Origin of the sequence: Pseudomonas sp. G(2018) (assembly GCF_005502415.1) — a bacterium.
Lineage (GTDB): Bacteria > Pseudomonadota > Gammaproteobacteria > Pseudomonadales > Pseudomonadaceae > Aquipseudomonas.
Genome location: NZ_SCOO01000023.1, coordinates 63,504 through 78,472, shown reverse-complemented (window position 1 = coordinate 78,472; position 14,969 = coordinate 63,504). Strand labels below are relative to the sequence as shown.

Sequence of the window (14,969 nt, the reverse complement as noted above, 5' to 3'; positions counted from 1 at the left end):
AAGCTCGCTCCTACAAGAGTGAATCGAACATGAGCGCCAACGTTGACCTGAACAATCGTCCGGACTATGACCAGGTCCTGCAGAACATTGCCGATTACGTCCTCAACTTCAAGATCGAATCCACAGAAGCCCTGGACACCGCCCGCAACTGCCTGATGGACACCCTGGGCTGTGGCCTGCTGGCGCTGCGCTTTCCCGAATGCACCAAGCACCTGGGGCCTGTGGTCGAAGGCACTGTCGTGCCGTTCGGCGCGCGGGTTCCCGGCACCAGTTATCGTCTGGATCCGGTTAAAGCCGCGTGGGACATCGGCTGCATCGTGCGCTGGCTCGACTACAACGACACCTGGCTCGCCGCCGAGTGGGGGCACCCCTCGGATAACCTGGGCGGCATTCTCGCGGTGGCCGACCACCTGTCACAAAAACGCCTGGCCAATGGCGATGCACCGCTGACCGTGCGCGTTGTACTCGAAGCCATGATCATGGCCCATGAAATTCAAGGCGTGATCGCTCTGGAAAACTCGTTCAATCGTGTCGGCCTCGATCACGTCATTTTGGTGAAAGTCGCCTCCACCGCGGTCACCGCCAAACTGATGGGGGCCAACCGCGAGCAACTGCTGTCGGCGTTGTCCCACGCTTTTGCCGATGGTCAGGCGTTGCGCACCTATCGTCATGCGCCGAATGCCGGCTCGCGGAAATCCTGGGCGGCCGGCGACGCCTCCAGCCGTGGGGTGCGTCTGGCAGACATCGCGATGCGGGGTGAGATGGGTATTCCCGGTGTCTTGAGCGCTAAACAATGGGGCTTCTACGACGTGTTGTTCAGCCACACCAATAACGATCTGGCGCTCAAGGCCGAAGACAAGCGTGCCTTCAGTTTCTCCCGCCCGTACGGCAGCTATGTGATGGAAAACGTGCTGTTCAAGATCAGCTTTCCCGCCGAGTTCCACGCGCAAACCGCCTGCGAAGCAGCGGTGACCCTGCACCCGCAGGTGCGCAATCGATTGCACGAGATCGACAAAATCGTCATCACCACCCACGAATCGGCGATCCGCATCATTTCCAAGGTCGGCCCGCTGGCCAATGCCGCCGACCGCGATCACTGCATCCAGTACATGACCGCAGTGCCGCTGGCCTTCGGCAATCTGGTGGCCGAACACTACGAGGATGACTTCCACAGGGCACATCCGATCATCGATGTGCTGCGCGACAAAATGGTCATCGTCGAGGACCCGCGTTACACCCGCGAGTACCTGGAAGCGGACAAACGCTCCATTGCCAATGCGGTGCAGGTGTTTTTCAAGGACGGTTCCAGCACCGAGAACGTGGTGGTGGAGTACCCGATTGGTCACCGTCGGCGCCGTGCCGAGGGCATTCCGTTGTTGGAGGAGAAATTCAGGGCGAACCTGCTGACACGATTTACCGGGCAGCGTAGCGAGGAGATTTTTGCGTTGTGCAAGGACCAGGCAGCGCTTGAAGCGACGTCTGTTAATCGGTTTGTGGATTTGTTTGTGATCTAGGAGGCCGAGTCATCGTTCAATCGCCAGCAGGCTGGCTCCCACAGGGGATATGCGGTGAACACAAATCAACTGTGGGAGCCAGCCTGCTGGCGATGAGGCCGGAACAGGCAATAGAGATTTATTTGAACCGCCGCTCCACACCTTTCTCCACCAAAATCTTCGCGGAGATTTCTTCAACGGAAAAATGCGTGGAGTTGATGTTCGGAATGTTCTCGCGGCGGAACAGGTTTTCCACCTCGCGCACTTCGAACTCGCACTGGGCGTAGCTCGAATAGCGGCTGTTGGGCTTGCGCTCGTTGCGGATCGCGGTGAGTCGGTCCGGGTCGATGGTCAGGCCGAACAGCTTGTGCTGGTGGGCACGCAGGGCGCTTGGCAGTTGCAGGCGCTCCATGTCGTCCTCGGTCAGCGGGTAGTTGGCCGCGCGGATACCAAATTGCATGGCCATGTACAGACACGTCGGCGTCTTACCACAACGCGACACGCCCACTAGTATCAGGTCGGCCTTATCGTAATAGTGCGTGCGGGCGCCGTCGTCGTTGTCGAGGGCGAAGTTAACCGCCTCGATGCGCTCCATGTAGTTGGTGTTGGCACCAATGGAGTGGGACTTGCCGACGGTATAGGAAGAATGCTCGGTCAGTTCCTGTTCAAGAGGTGCCAGGAAGGTCGAGAAAATGTCGATCATGAAACCATTGGAAGTTGCGAGGATCTCACGAATATCCTGATTGACGATGGTATCGAAGATAATCGGGCGAAATCCGTCGTTTTCGGCGGCTTTGTTGATTTGTTGTACCATGGCCCGCGCTTTGTCCACGTTGTCGATGTACGGCCGCGTGACTTTGCTGAAGGTAATGTTTTCGAACTGCGCCAGGAGGCTTTGACCCAGGGTTTCGGCAGTAATGCCGGTGCCATCGGAGATAAAGAAAGCAGATCGTTTCATTTGCACCTTGGGCCTTAAGCTAATGATCATTCTTGGATATGATAGGCGCGATTTGCCGGCCGCCAATGGCCCGCATTCTCACTTATTTTCCAGGTCCAGGCCATACAGCCGGCAAACGCTCCCCCGAGCAACCGGCTTCTGAGCTTTTCCAACACAGTTAGTGGAGAGATCACCTTGGTAGAGTACGTAGTTTCCCTCGATAAGCTCGGCAAACACGATGTTGAGCATGTGGGGGGCAAGAACGCATCCCTGGGCGAGATGATCAGCAACCTGGCAGGTGCCGGTGTTTCGGTGCCCGGTGGCTTCGCCACGACCGCTCAGGCTTATCGTGATTTCCTGGAACTGAGCGGCTTGAATCAGCAGATTCACGATGCCCTCGATGCCCTGGACGTCGACGACGTGAATGCACTGGCCAAGACCGGTGCCCAGATCCGTCAATGGATCATGGAAGCCGAGTTCCCTGAAAAACTGAACACCGAAATCCGCACCGCATTCGCCGCGCTGTCCGCCGGCAACCCTGACGTGGCCGTGGCCGTGCGTTCTTCCGCGACTGCCGAAGACTTGCCGGACGCCTCTTTCGCCGGTCAGCAGGAAACCTTCCTGAACATCCGTGGTGTCGAAAACGTCATTCGCGCCGCCAAAGAGGTGTTCGCCTCCCTTTTCAACGATCGCGCGATTTCCTACCGCGTGCACCAGGGCTTCGACCACAAGTTGGTAGCCCTGTCGGCCGGCGTACAGCGCATGGTCCGTTCCGAAACCGGCACCGCCGGCGTGATGTTCACCCTCGATACCGAATCGGGCTTCCGTGACGTGGTGTTCATCACCGGCGCCTACGGCCTGGGTGAAACCGTCGTACAAGGCGCGGTCAACCCGGATGAGTTCTACGTCCATAAAGGCACGCTGGCCGCCGGTCGCCCGGCGATCCTGCGCCGCAATCTGGGCAGCAAGGCCATCAAGATGATCTACGGCGACGAGGCCAAGGCCGGTCGTTCGGTCAAGACCGTCGATGTCGACAAGGCCGATCGCGCGCGTTTCTGCCTGACCGACGCCGAAGTCAGCGAGCTGGCCAAGCAGGCGATGATCATCGAGAAGCACTACCAGTGCCCGATGGACATCGAATGGGCCAAGGACGGTGACGACGGCAAGCTGTACATCGTGCAGGCCCGTCCGGAAACCGTGAAGAGCCGCACCCAGGCCAACGTCATGGAACGTTACCTGTTGAAGGAAACCGGCACCGTGCTGGTGGAAGGCCGTGCCATCGGCCAGCGCATTGGCGCCGGCAAGGTCCGCATCATCAAGGACGTGTCCGAGATGGACAAGGTCCAGCCAGGCGACGTGTTGGTGTCCGACATGACCGACCCGGACTGGGAACCGGTCATGAAGCGCGCCAGCGCCATCGTCACCAACCGTGGCGGCCGTACCTGCCACGCAGCGATCATCGCCCGTGAGCTGGGTATCCCGGCCGTGGTCGGTTGCGGCAACGCTACCCAGCTGTTGAAAGACGGCCAGGGCGTGACCGTTTCCTGCGCTGAAGGCGACACCGGCTTCATCTTCGAAGGCGAACTGGGCTTCGACATCAAGAAGAACTCCGTGGACGCCATGCCGGAGCTGCCGTTCAAGATCATGATGAACGTCGGCAACCCGGACCGCGCCTTTGACTTCGCGCAGTTGCCGAACGCCGGTGTGGGCCTGGCCCGCCTGGAGTTCATCATCAACCGCATGATCGGCGTGCACCCCAAGGCGCTGCTGAACTACGACGGCCTGCCGCAGGACATCAAGGAAAGCGTCGACAAGCGCATCGCCGGCTACAACGATCCGGTCGGCTTCTATGTCGATAAACTGGTCGAAGGCATCAGCACCCTGGCCGCCGCGTTCTGGCCGAAAAAGGTCATCGTGCGTCTGTCGGACTTCAAGTCCAACGAATACGCCAACCTGATCGGCGGCAAGCTCTACGAACCGGAAGAAGAGAACCCGATGCTGGGCTTCCGTGGCGCTTCGCGTTACATCAGCGAATCGTTCCGCGACTGTTTCGAGCTCGAATGCCGCGCCCTCAAGCGCGTGCGCAACGAGATGGGCCTGACCAACGTTGAAATCATGGTGCCGTTCGTCCGCACCCTGGGCGAAGCGAGCCAAGTGGTGGATCTGCTGGCCGAAAACGGCCTGGCCCGTGGCGACAACGGTCTGCGCGTCATCATGATGTGCGAACTGCCGTCCAACGCGATCCTGGCTGAAGAATTCCTTGAATTCTTCGACGGTTTCTCCATCGGCTCCAACGACCTGACCCAGCTGACCCTGGGCCTGGACCGTGACTCCGGGATCATCGCGCACCTGTTCGATGAGCGTAACCCGGCGGTCAAGAAGCTGTTGGCCAACGCCATTGCCGCGTGCAACAAGGCCGGCAAGTACATCGGCATTTGCGGTCAGGGCCCTTCGGACCACCCGGACCTGGCCAAGTGGCTGATGGAACAAGGCATCGAAAGCGTTTCGTTGAACCCCGATTCCGTACTGGAAACCTGGTTCTTCCTGGCGGAAGGTCAAGCATCAGCTTGATGGTGTTGTTGTAGGAGCGAGCTTGCTCGCGATGGTTGCTAACGATGACGCGTTTGTCCTGGATAAACGCGGTGTTCTGAAGTGCATCGCGAGCAAGCTCGCTCCTACAGTTGATTACGTAGGGCGGGCTCCTCTGGATGCCGCCCTTTTTTGTGCAAGAGACTATGCAAAGCAGCAGCAACCTATTTCCTGTCGCCCTGATCAGCGCCGAGCGGCGCGGTGATCTGAGCGAAGATGTCTATCGATTGAAGCCCGCCAACAGCCCTGACGGTACCGTCGAACTGGCTGTGACGCGCCTCGGCATGGCCGACGAGCCGGCGGTGCGTGGCGTGCCGGTGGTCCTGTTGCATGGCAGCTTTTCCAATCGACGCTTCTGGTTTTCCCCCAAAGGTCTTGGGCTGGGGGCTTATCTGACGCGCCTGGGATTCGATGTCTGGATTCCGGAAATGCGCGGTCACGGCTTGTCCCAGCGCAACCAGAACTACCGCAAGAACCGCGTCGCCGACTATGCGCGTTACGATCTGCCGGCCATTGGCGCATTCGTGCGTGAGCAAAGCGGCCAGGTCCCGCACTGGATAGGCCATTCGCTGGGCGGCATTACCCTGGCGGCAGCGCTGGGTGGTGAATACATCGGCGAGCCGGTGGTGGCGTCCGCAGCGTTTTTCGGCACGCAAGTCAGCCGCACCTACTGGCCGTTGAAAATTCCGCCGGTCGAGTGGAGCGGGCGTTTCATTCTCAAGCGTTTTGCCCAGTTGTCCGGTTCACGACTCAAGCGCGGCCCGGAAGACGAGCCGATCGGTCTGGCCTTGGAAAGCATGCGCTGGTACGGCTTGTTCGGGCGCTTTGGCGATGCCGACAAGGACTGGTGGGCAGGGCTGGCCGAGGTTAGGTTGCCGGTGCTGGCAGTGAGCGCCGCGGGCGATCATCAGGATCCGGCCTGGGCTTGTCGCAAGTTGTTCGATCAGGTGGGTTCCGAGCACAAGCAATTTATCAACCTGGGCCGCGATCAGGGCTTCGGCGACAATTTCGGTCACGTGGAAATGCTGGTCAGCAAAGCCGCCCAGGCTGAGGTCTGGCCGTTGGTGGCACGCTGGTTGGCGGATCAACAAACACCGCTGCTGGGCAATCAAGCGGATTTGACCATGACGATCTAAGCTGGACGCTCTATCAGGGGCATTTCGCTCTGATCGCCTTGCGGCTAAGATATGACGGATTGAGCTGTTCCAGTCATTTTTGATGATTGAATCATCAGTGATGTTCGTACCGTCTTCCTTTTTACAGGAGTTTCTCGATGATCCATTACCTCACGCCTGACCTGTGCGACGCCTACCCGGAGCTGGTGCAGGTGCTGGAACCGATGTTCAGCAATTTCGGCGGCCGTGATTCCTTCGGCGGCGAAATCGTGACCATCAAGTGCTTCGAAGACAACTCGCTGGTCAAGGACCAGGTCGAACTCAACGGTAAGGGCAAGGTACTGGTGGTCGATGGCGGTGGCTCCCTGCGTCGCGCACTGCTGGGCGACATGCTGGCCGAGAAGGCAGCGAATAACGGCTGGGAAGGGCTGGTGATCTACGGTTGCATCCGTGACGTCGACGTTATCGCGCAAACCGACCTGGGGGTGCAGGCGCTGGCCAGTCACCCGATGAAGACCGACAAGCGCGGCATCGGCGACCTCAACGTTGCCGTGACCTTCGCCGGCGTGACCTTCCATCCAGGCCAGTACATTTATGCGGACAACAATGGCGTGATCATTTCGCCAAGTCCGCTGAAAATGCCTGAGTAAGATTTATCCGACTTTTTTGAAGAATGGAATGCGGATGTTCGAGGAAGAAAACGCGCAGTGGGGGCTGGTACATGCTCTGGTGCTGGACGGTAAAGGCGGTGCGCGTTCGATAGCCCGGACAGAACTCGATGACTTGCAGCTGCAGGCCCATGAAAGCCTGTGGCTGCACTGGGATCGCAGTCACCCGCAAACCCAGACCTGGCTGCGCAAAACCAGCGGTCTGAGCGAGTTCAGCTGCGACCTCTTGCTGGAAGAAAATACCCGACCGCGTCTTTTACAGCTTTCGGACAGCGAACTGCTGCTATTTTTGCGTGGGGTAAACCTCAATCCGGGCGCCGAGCCTGAAGACATGGTGTCGGTACGGATTTTCGGCTCAGCCCAGCGGGTGATTTCCCTGCGTTTGCGTCCATTGCGCGCCACCGAAGAGCTGCTGGTGCAACTGGCGGACGGCAAGGGACCGAAAACCGCCTCTGAACTCATCCTTTATATGGCGCAGTACCTCACCAACAAGGTGCAGGATCTGGTCAGCTGCCTCTCGGAAGTGGTCGATGAGGAAGAAGAAAAGCTGGATGCCGACGAACGGTATACACCCGAGCATGGAGAGGTTTTACAGATCCGTCGCCGGGCTGCTGCGTTGAAGCGGTTTCTCGCTCCGCAGCGGGATATTTTTGGTCAGCTGACGCGGATCAAATTACCGTGGTTCGTCGAAGACGATGGCGACTACTGGAACGAATTGAACAACAGCCTGACACGCTATCTCGAGGAGCTGGAATTGACCAGAGAGCGGGTGGGGCTGGTCCTGGAGGCTGAGGACCGACGATTGAGCGTGCGCATGAACCGCACGATGTATCGCTTCGGGATCATCACCGGGATCTTTCTGCCAATGAGTTTTCTGACCGGTCTTTTGGGGATCAACGTCGGGGGGATTCCGTTTTCCGAAAGCCCCTATGGCTTCCTCGTCGCCTGCCTGCTGATGATTTCGGTGGCGCTTGGGCAGTGGTGGTTATTCCGACGTTTGCGCTGGGTTTGAAAGTGACCCATGTGACCCGACCAAATTTGACCGCGTCTTTCACAGACATCACGAGAGGTGCGTATGCACGATCCGTTTGAACAGTCTTTGCGTGACATGCTCAAGGCATCACCGTCCACCCGGGACGACGATGCGTGCCTTGGCCGCGTCCTGAAAACCGCCAACCGCCAGGTCGGCGCCGGCGATCTGTTCAGCCTGTTGGGCCGCTGGCTGCCCGCGCTGATGATCGCCCTGAATAATGGATCGGCCCATGTGGCGCCGGTGTCCCGTCTTCGTAAACCTACCGCTCGCACTGCTGATAAGGCTGATTGAATATGGAACTTGATCTCTGGACACAGAGCCTCGTCACTGCAATGACTGCGTTATGGACCAAGGTTGCGAACTTCATTCCGAACCTGTTTGGCGCGCTGGTTGTGCTGCTTTTGGGTTTCGTCGTGGCCAAGCTGCTGGACACGCTGCTGTCCAAATTGCTCGCCAAACTGGGCCTCGATCGCCTGATGGGCGGTACCGGCTTGACCAAGCTGCTGTCACGCGCCGGCCTGCAGGTTCCGATCTCTACGCTGATCGGTAAAATCGTTTATTGGTTCGTTCTGCTGATTTTTCTGGTTTCTGCCGCAGAATCCCTTGGACTTGAGCGAGTTTCAGCTACGCTGGATATGCTTGCGTTGTATTTGCCGAAGGTATTCGGCGCAGCGCTGGTGCTGCTGGTGGGTGTCCTGCTGGCGCAACTGGCCAATGGCCTGGTGCGCGGCGCCGCGGAAGGCGTAGGCCTGGACTATGCTTCCGGCTTGGGGCGAATTGCCCAGGGCCTGGTGATCATCATCAGCATCTCGGTAGCGATCAGCCAGTTGGAGGTCAAGACTGACCTGCTCAACCATGTGATCGTCATCGTTTTGATTACCGTTGGTCTGGCGGTTGCGCTGGCCATGGGGCTGGGAAGCCGGGAAATTGCCGGTCAGATTCTTGCGGGAATCTATGTGCGTGAGTTGTACCAGGTTGGGCAACAAGTGCGTGTTGGCGAGGTCGAAGGGCAGATCGAAGAGATCGGCACGGTTAAAACCACATTGCTGACCGATGAGGGTGAGCTAGTCTCTCTTTCCAATCGGATCCTCCTTGAGCAGCATGTGAGTAGCCGCTAACCCGGCAAACCCTGCTAATGTATGCCGCCGCAAAATGCCTGCAGACGCAGGCTGCGGTGGACATTGACCTGACTGTCGGCCCGACTTGTTTTGAATAAAGCCCAATCGCTATCCACGCGCTACGACCCCCGCGAGCTCTCTGATGAGGAGTTGGTCGCGCGCTCGCATACCGAGCTGTTTCATGTTACGCGCGCCTATGAAGAACTGATGCGGCGTTACCAGCGAACATTATTTAACGTCTGTGCACGATATCTCGGGAACGATCGCGATGCAGATGATGTCTGTCAGGAAGTGATGTTGAAGGTGTTGTATGGCTTGAAGAACTTCGAGGGCAAATCGAAGTTCAAGACATGGCTATATAGCATCACGTACAACGAGTGCATCACACAGTATCGGAAGGAACGGCGAAAGCGTCGCTTGATGGACGCATTGAGTCTGGACCCCCTCGAAGAAGCGTCCGAAGAAAAGGCGCCGAAACCCGAGGAGAAGGGCGGACTTGATCGCTGGCTGGTGTATGTGAACCCGATCGACCGCGAAATTTTGGTGCTACGATTTGTCGCAGAGCTGGAATTTCAGGAGATCGCAGACATCATGCACATGGGTTTGAGTGCAACAAAAATGCGGTACAAGCGCGCTCTAGATAAATTGCGTGAGAAATTTGCAGGCATTGCCGAAACTTAGTTCGGCGCAAATATCTCTTACGTGTAGGCAAGTTCTGATAGACTTGCCGCCGAGTTGTCCCCCGGTTTGCGGGACTGCTTCACAATCACCAGATGGGGATTTAACGGATGAAACTGAAAAACACCTTGGGCTTGGCCATTGGTTCTCTTATTGCCGCCACTTCGTTCGGCGCTCTGGCACAGGGCCAAGGCGCAGTTGAAATCGAAGGCTTCGCCAAGAAAGAGTACTTTGACAGCACCCGTAACTTCAAAAACGACGGCAACCTGTTCGGTGGCTCGGTTGGTTACTTCCTGACCGACGACGTTGAACTGCGTCTGGCCTACGACGAAGTTCACAACGTCCGTGCTGACGACGGTAAGAACGTAAAAGGCGCTAACACCGCTCTGGACGCTCTGTACCACTTCAACAACCCAGGCGACATGCTGCGTCCTTACGTCTCGGCCGGTTTCTCCGACCAGAGCATCGACCAGAACGGTTCGAACGGCCGTGACCGTTCCACCTTCGCCAACGTTGGTGGCGGCGCCAAGCTGTACTTCACCGACAACTTCTACGCCCGTGCCGGCGTTGAAGCTCAGTACAACATCGACCAGGGCAACACTGAGTGGGCTCCTAGCGTCGGTATCGGTGTGAACTTCGGTGGCGGCTCCAAGCCAGCAGCTGCTCCAGTTCCAGCACCAGCTGAAGTTTGCTCCGACAGCGACAACGATGGCGTGTGCGACAACGTTGACAAGTGCCCGGACACCCCAGCCAACGTAACCGTTGACGCTGATGGCTGCCCAGCAGTTGCTGAAGTTGTTCGTGTAGAGCTGGACGTGAAATTCGACTTCGACAAGTCGGTAGTCAAGCCTAACAGCTACGGCGACATCAAAAACCTGGCTGACTTCATGAAGCAGTACCCATCCACCAGCACCACTGTTGAAGGTCACACTGACTCCGTCGGTCCTGACGCTTACAACCAGAAACTGTCCGAGCGTCGTGCAAACGCCGTTAAGCAAGTTCTGACCAACCAGTACGGTGTTGAATCGTCCCGCGTTCAGTCTGTTGGCTACGGCGAATCCCGCCCAGTTGCCGACAACGCCACTGACGCTGGCCGCGCTGTAAACCGTCGCGTAGAAGCGCAGGTTGAAGCTCAAGCTAAGTAATTAGCTCGCAGCTCTGAGAAAAGCCCGGCTTAGGCCGGGCTTTTCTTTGTCTGCGATTTGGTGGGTAGAGGATGGGACTGGGAATTCAGGCGCGTTGACATTCGACATTGATGTCGACAGATATGGCCTCTTCGTCGGAAACGCCGCCCGGAGCCGGCTCGCTCCCACAGGAGAGAGTTTTACTGGCCGCAACCGCGCCGATGACCAATATGGCCGGGCTTTTCAGCTCGAAGGCGTGGGCAGCTTCTTCCATGCTCGTCAGATCACTCCGACATTCCCGCTGTTGCGGCAGTGAAGCGTTTTCGATCATCGCCACCGGCGTGTCGGCCCTCATTCCGCCTGCCAGCAGTTGTTCACGTATTTCGCTGAGCTTGGCCACGCCCATGTAGATCACCAGGGTCGTACCGCTTTGGGCCAGTGCCTGCCAGTTCAGGCTGCTGCCGTCCTGGGTATGGGCCGTCACCAGTGTCACGCCGCGCGCTACACCGCGCAGGGTCAGCGAAATATCGCATTGTGTGGCACCAGCAAGCCCGGCGGTGATGCCATTGACCAGTTCGACCTCAACCCCGCGTTCGCGCAACCACTGTGCCTCTTCACCGCCGCGCCCGAAAATGCACGGATCGCCACCCTTGAGCCGCACCACGCACTTGCCCTGACGCGCGTAGCGCAGCATCAGGCGATGAATGAACGCTTGTGGCGTCGAGCGGCAGCCGCCGCGTTTACCCACGGGAATGATTCGCGCGTTGCTGCAGTGTTCAAGGACTGCGTCATTCACCAGATCATCGATCAGCACGACATCCGCTTCTCTCAACGCCCGCACGGCCTTGAGCGTCAACAATTCCGGATCACCAGGGCCTGCACCGACCAGCCAGACTTTTGCGTTCATCGTGTTTTCCTCATTGTGAAACGGTAATGGAGCAGGTCGAAAGAATTGCAGCGACGTTCAGTTCGTCTTCGCGAGCAGGCTCGCTCCCACAGTGGGTCTGGATGTGTTCAAACAATCCCTTGTGGGAGCGAGCCTGCTCGCGAAGGGCACACCTGGGTCTTAGCCATGAAATACCGCAAACAGCAGCGCCAGATTCATCAGTAGCGACACCAGCGCCAACGTTCTCCACACTTTCAGCGGCTCACGCTCCAGCAGAGGTCGCGGGCGCACGCTCAAGCTGCGGCGCTCACCCTGTTCTATCTGCAGCAACCATTCTTCCGCTGTTTCAAAGCGCTGAGCCGGATCCGCCGCTACCGCGCGATCCAGGCTGAGCGCCAGCCATTCCGGCAGGTCCGGGCGATAGCGGCTGGCGCTGACGGGCACGCCGAACCGTGGACGCTGGAAAGCTTCGATTTCGCCGTAGGGAAAATGCCCGGTGAGCAGGTAATAAAGGGTCACACCGACCGCATACAGATCCTGTTGCGCTGTCGGCGCTTCACCGCGAAACGCTTCCGGCGCGATGTAGCTGGGTGTTCCGGGCAGGGCAGAGGGCTGGTCTTCGGACAGGCCGGGGCAGTAAGCGAGCCCGAAATCCAGCAGGCGCAACTCGCCATCGTCCCCCAGCAGCAAGTTTTCCGGTTTGATGTCTCGATGCAGGATCTGGCGTCGATGCAGTAGACCGACCGCTTTGAGCAGTCGCTCGGCCAGGTCCTGCCACTGGGGCAGCGGCAACGTTCCGATCCGTGCCTGCAGTTGCGCCAGGGTCGAGCCGGAATATTCGCGCATCACGTAGTACAAATGCTGACGCTGACTGGCGGCATGGACCTCGGGAAAATGTCGCCCGGCCACACGCTTGAGAAACCATTCCTCCGACAACAAGGCTTGCCCGGCCAAGTGATCATCACGCAGAGCAACGGGCAGGGTTTTCAGCAGCCAGGGTTGTTGCTGGCTGTCACGCACTCGATAAAGCAGCGACTGCTGACTCTGGCCGAGAATAGCTTCGACCTGCCAACCCTCGAAGTCCTGGCCCGGTTTCAGCGTCGGCGGCAGCGGCCATTGCTGCAACTGAATCAGCGCGTCGCCAATGCTGGTTTCACCGAGGGCATCGACCCGCACCAGCAAGGCGCTGGCATTATCCTGGCTGCCGGCCAGGTGCGCGGCCCTCACCAGCGTCTGCGCGGCGTGGTCCAGATCCGGTTGATCACGCAGTATGGCGGCAATCGCGGTATCGCCCAGAACCGCCCAGATACCATCGCTGAGCAGCACGAAGCTCTCATCCTGACGCAATTCTCCGTCGAGAAAATCCAGCACCAGGTGCTGATCGAGCCCCAGCGCCCGCTTGAGCACATGCTGCATGCCCGGTTGGTCCCAAACGTGATCTTCGCTGACCCGCTGCAATTGATCGGCATGCCAGCGATACACCCGGCAATCACCGACGTGGGCCAGGGTAAAACGCCGGCCACGCAAGACCAGGGCACTGACGGTAGTCAGCAGCGGTTGCCCACTGCCGTTGGCCTGCAACCAGCGATTCTGCGCGATCAGCAGGCGATCCAGTGCCTGGGCGACGCCCCAGGTTTCCGGGGTGGCGTAGTAATCCAGCGCCAGGGCCTGCAGCGTCGAGCGGGCGGCCAGGCCGCCATCGGCACACTGGCTGACGCCGTCGGCGATGGCAAACAGGTAACCCTTGCTGGCGGCCAGCGCCGGGGCCGGCGTCACCAGGCGCAGGGCGTCCTGATTTTCGTCGCGCGGACCGATGGCGCTGGCTTCGGCAAAACTCAGTTGCAGGCTCATGGAAGCCTCAGACCCGTGCAGCGGTTACAGCGGCCGAGCCCCAGGTGGTTCTCCAGCGACGCTTCACGCCGTGCAAGCCGAACCAGGCGAGGATAGCGAGACTGGCGAACAGCCACAGCGCCATTTGGTAGCTGCCAGTGCTTTGTTTGATCGCACCCATGCCGGCGGCGAGGGCAAAACCGCCAATGCCGCCAGCCATGCCGATCAGGCCGGTCATCACGCCGATTTCCCGACGGAAGCGCTGTGGAACCAACTGGAACACCGCACCGTTGCCTGCCCCAAGACCGAGCATGGTGCAGACGAAAAGTGCCAGAGCCGCATAAGAGCTTGGCAGATTGAAACCCACGGCCGCGATGCAGATCGCCGCTACGGTGTACATCGCCAGCAAGGTGCGGATGCCGCCGAAGCGATCGGCCAGGGCGCCGCCCAAAGGACGCATCAGGCTGCCGCCGAACACGCAGGCCGCGGTGTAGTAACCGGCGGTCACCGGGCTGAGGCCATACTGGTCGTTGAAGTAACCGGGCAGGGCACTGGCCAGGCCAATGAAGCCGCCGAAGGTCACGCAGTAGAAAAACATGAACCACCAGCTGTCGCGGTCGCCCAGCGCCTTGAAGTAGTCGGCCATCGACTTGGCTTTCGGCCGCTCGGGGGCGTTTTTGGCCAGCCAAGCGAAGACGATCAGGGTCAGGATCAGCGGGATCAAGGCGAAGCCGAATACATTGCTCCAGCCAAAAGCCGCTGCCAGCACTGGCGCAATCAGCGCGGCCAGCACGGTGCCCGAGTTACCGGCCCCGGCGATGCCCATGGCTTTGCCTTGATGCTGCGGCGGATACCATTGCGATGCCAGGGGCAGGGCGACGGCGAAAGAGGCGCCAGCCATGCCCAGGAACAGCCCCAGCAGCAGCGCTTGCTCGTAGCTGTGGATCCCGAGTTTCCAGGCACCGAACAACGCACAAATGACGATCACTTGACCGATGATGCCGGCGGTTTTCGGTGACAGGCGATCAGCCAGCATACCCATCACAAAGCGCAACACCGCGCCGGCCAGAATCGGCGTGGCCACCACGAGCCCGCGCTGTTGGGTGGTCAGGTGCAAGTCACCGGCGATTTGCACCGCCAGGGGGCCGAGCAGGTACCAGACCATGAAGCTCAAATCGAAATAGAGGAAGGCCGCGAACAGGGTCGGGGTATGGCCGGATTTCCAGAAGCTTGAATTCATCGCGCACCTCAGCTGATAGGAGTCTCGAACGGGATTCATGCAGGTGGGGCGCCGCAGGGCCGCACCACCGGCCCCGAGCTATGGGGCCAAAACAAAAAAACGCCGCTACCCGATTCGCCAGGGGCAAATGGGGTGAGCGACGTCTTTGTCGTAGGTGGGGCAACCGCCGTTGGTTACCTGTGGTGATTACCTAGCGAGATTTGTGCCAACAGTTTGAGACCGTGTTGCGGTCATTCGCGAGCAGGCTCGCTCCCACAG

13 protein-coding genes are annotated in these 14,969 nt (G+C 59.2%); 9 read left to right on the top strand and 4 right to left on the bottom strand.

All coding sequences use genetic code 11. The features are described from left to right. Nucleotides 1-29 precede the first annotated feature (29 nt). Nucleotides 30-1,514: a 2-methylcitrate dehydratase gene (gene prpD / locus FFS64_RS20640; protein WP_137806935.1), complete on the top strand. Its 1,485-nt coding sequence runs from the start codon at nt 30-32 to the stop codon at nt 1,512-1,514. Between the two features lie 118 nt (nt 1,515-1,632). Here prpD and FFS64_RS20635 read toward each other — a convergent pair whose 3' ends face one another. Next, complete coding sequence (locus FFS64_RS20635) at nt 1,633-2,451, bottom strand: pyruvate, water dikinase regulatory protein (protein WP_095197284.1); 819 nt, start codon at nt 2,449-2,451, stop codon at nt 1,633-1,635. A 174-nt stretch (nt 2,452-2,625) separates the two neighbouring features. Between FFS64_RS20635 and ppsA the strand changes: the two genes are divergently transcribed. The 8 genes from ppsA to FFS64_RS20590 all read left to right on the top strand — a co-directional run bounded on the left by ppsA (nt 2,626) and on the right by FFS64_RS20590 (nt 10,776). Continuing rightward, complete coding sequence (gene ppsA, locus FFS64_RS20630) at nt 2,626-5,001, top strand: phosphoenolpyruvate synthase (protein ID WP_137806934.1); 2,376 nt, start codon at nt 2,626-2,628, stop codon at nt 4,999-5,001. A gap of 164 nt (nt 5,002-5,165) precedes the next feature. After that, the gene (locus FFS64_RS20620; RefSeq protein WP_137806933.1) at nt 5,166-6,155 is read left to right on the top strand and encodes an alpha/beta fold hydrolase; all 990 of its coding nucleotides are present in this window, start codon (nt 5,166-5,168) and stop codon (nt 6,153-6,155) included. A 140-nt stretch (nt 6,156-6,295) separates the two neighbouring features. After that, on the top strand, nt 6,296-6,784 hold the full coding sequence (rraA, locus tag FFS64_RS20615) for a ribonuclease E activity regulator RraA (RefSeq protein WP_170948765.1): 489 nt from the start codon (nt 6,296-6,298) through the stop codon (nt 6,782-6,784). A gap of 34 nt (nt 6,785-6,818) precedes the next feature. Further along, complete coding sequence (locus FFS64_RS20610; RefSeq protein ID WP_095197288.1) at nt 6,819-7,814, top strand: zinc transporter ZntB; 996 nt, start codon at nt 6,819-6,821, stop codon at nt 7,812-7,814. A 63-nt stretch (nt 7,815-7,877) separates the two neighbouring features. Continuing rightward, nucleotides 7,878-8,126: a hypothetical protein gene (locus FFS64_RS20605; RefSeq protein ID WP_020801096.1), complete on the top strand. Its 249-nt coding sequence runs from the start codon at nt 7,878-7,880 to the stop codon at nt 8,124-8,126. A 2-nt stretch (nt 8,127-8,128) separates the two neighbouring features. After that, entirely contained in the window at nt 8,129-8,953 is an 825-nt protein-coding gene (locus FFS64_RS20600; RefSeq protein WP_008048604.1) for a mechanosensitive ion channel domain-containing protein, read from the top strand. 90 nt (nt 8,954-9,043) lie between these two features. Beyond that, entirely contained in the window at nt 9,044-9,634 is a 591-nt protein-coding gene (gene sigX / locus FFS64_RS20595; protein ID WP_017337463.1) for an RNA polymerase sigma factor SigX, read from the top strand. A 107-nt stretch (nt 9,635-9,741) separates the two neighbouring features. Beyond that, nucleotides 9,742-10,776 carry an OmpA family protein gene (locus FFS64_RS20590; RefSeq protein WP_137806932.1) on the top strand — a complete coding sequence of 345 codons (1,035 nt, stop codon included), beginning with the start codon at nt 9,742-9,744 and terminating at the stop codon, nt 10,774-10,776. 85 nt (nt 10,777-10,861) lie between these two features. On the opposite strand, the gene cobA is transcribed toward FFS64_RS20590, so the two are convergent. From cobA to FFS64_RS20575, 3 genes are all read right to left on the bottom strand, one after another. Beyond that, nucleotides 10,862-11,662 (bottom strand): uroporphyrinogen-III C-methyltransferase, encoded by an 801-nt coding sequence (cobA, locus tag FFS64_RS20585; RefSeq protein WP_137806931.1) that lies wholly within the window; start codon nt 11,660-11,662, stop codon nt 10,862-10,864. A gap of 159 nt (nt 11,663-11,821) precedes the next feature. Continuing rightward, nucleotides 11,822-13,492, bottom strand: a complete 1,671-nt coding sequence (locus tag FFS64_RS20580; RefSeq protein WP_137806930.1) for a bifunctional protein-serine/threonine kinase/phosphatase — start codon at nt 13,490-13,492, stop codon at nt 11,822-11,824. A gap of 7 nt (nt 13,493-13,499) precedes the next feature. Beyond that, nucleotides 13,500-14,711, bottom strand: a complete 1,212-nt coding sequence (locus FFS64_RS20575; protein ID WP_137806929.1) for a NarK/NasA family nitrate transporter — start codon at nt 14,709-14,711, stop codon at nt 13,500-13,502. Nucleotides 14,712-14,969 lie beyond the last annotated feature (258 nt).

Bases quoted from the DNA above. Each gene is read 5' to 3' on its own strand.
- FFS64_RS20590 (WP_137806932.1), top strand. From the start codon at position 9,742: ATGAAACTGAAAAACACCTTGGGCTTGGCCATTGGTTCTCTTATTGCC.
- FFS64_RS20610 (WP_095197288.1), top strand. From the start codon at position 6,819: ATGTTCGAGGAAGAAAACGCGCAGTGGGGGCTGGTACATGCTCTGGTG.
- FFS64_RS20600 (WP_008048604.1), top strand. From the start codon at position 8,129: ATGGAACTTGATCTCTGGACACAGAGCCTCGTCACTGCAATGACTGCG.
- prpD (WP_137806935.1), top strand. From the start codon at position 30: ATGAGCGCCAACGTTGACCTGAACAATCGTCCGGACTATGACCAGGTC.
- cobA (WP_137806931.1), bottom strand. From the start codon at position 11,662: ATGAACGCAAAAGTCTGGCTGGTCGGTGCAGGCCCTGGTGATCCGGAA.
- FFS64_RS20620 (WP_137806933.1), top strand. From the start codon at position 5,166: ATGCAAAGCAGCAGCAACCTATTTCCTGTCGCCCTGATCAGCGCCGAG.
- FFS64_RS20635 (WP_095197284.1), bottom strand. From the start codon at position 2,451: ATGAAACGATCTGCTTTCTTTATCTCCGATGGCACCGGCATTACTGCC.
- FFS64_RS20605 (WP_020801096.1), top strand. From the start codon at position 7,878: ATGCACGATCCGTTTGAACAGTCTTTGCGTGACATGCTCAAGGCATCA.
- FFS64_RS20580 (WP_137806930.1), bottom strand. From the start codon at position 13,492: ATGAGCCTGCAACTGAGTTTTGCCGAAGCCAGCGCCATCGGTCCGCGC.
- FFS64_RS20575 (WP_137806929.1), bottom strand. From the start codon at position 14,711: ATGAATTCAAGCTTCTGGAAATCCGGCCATACCCCGACCCTGTTCGCG.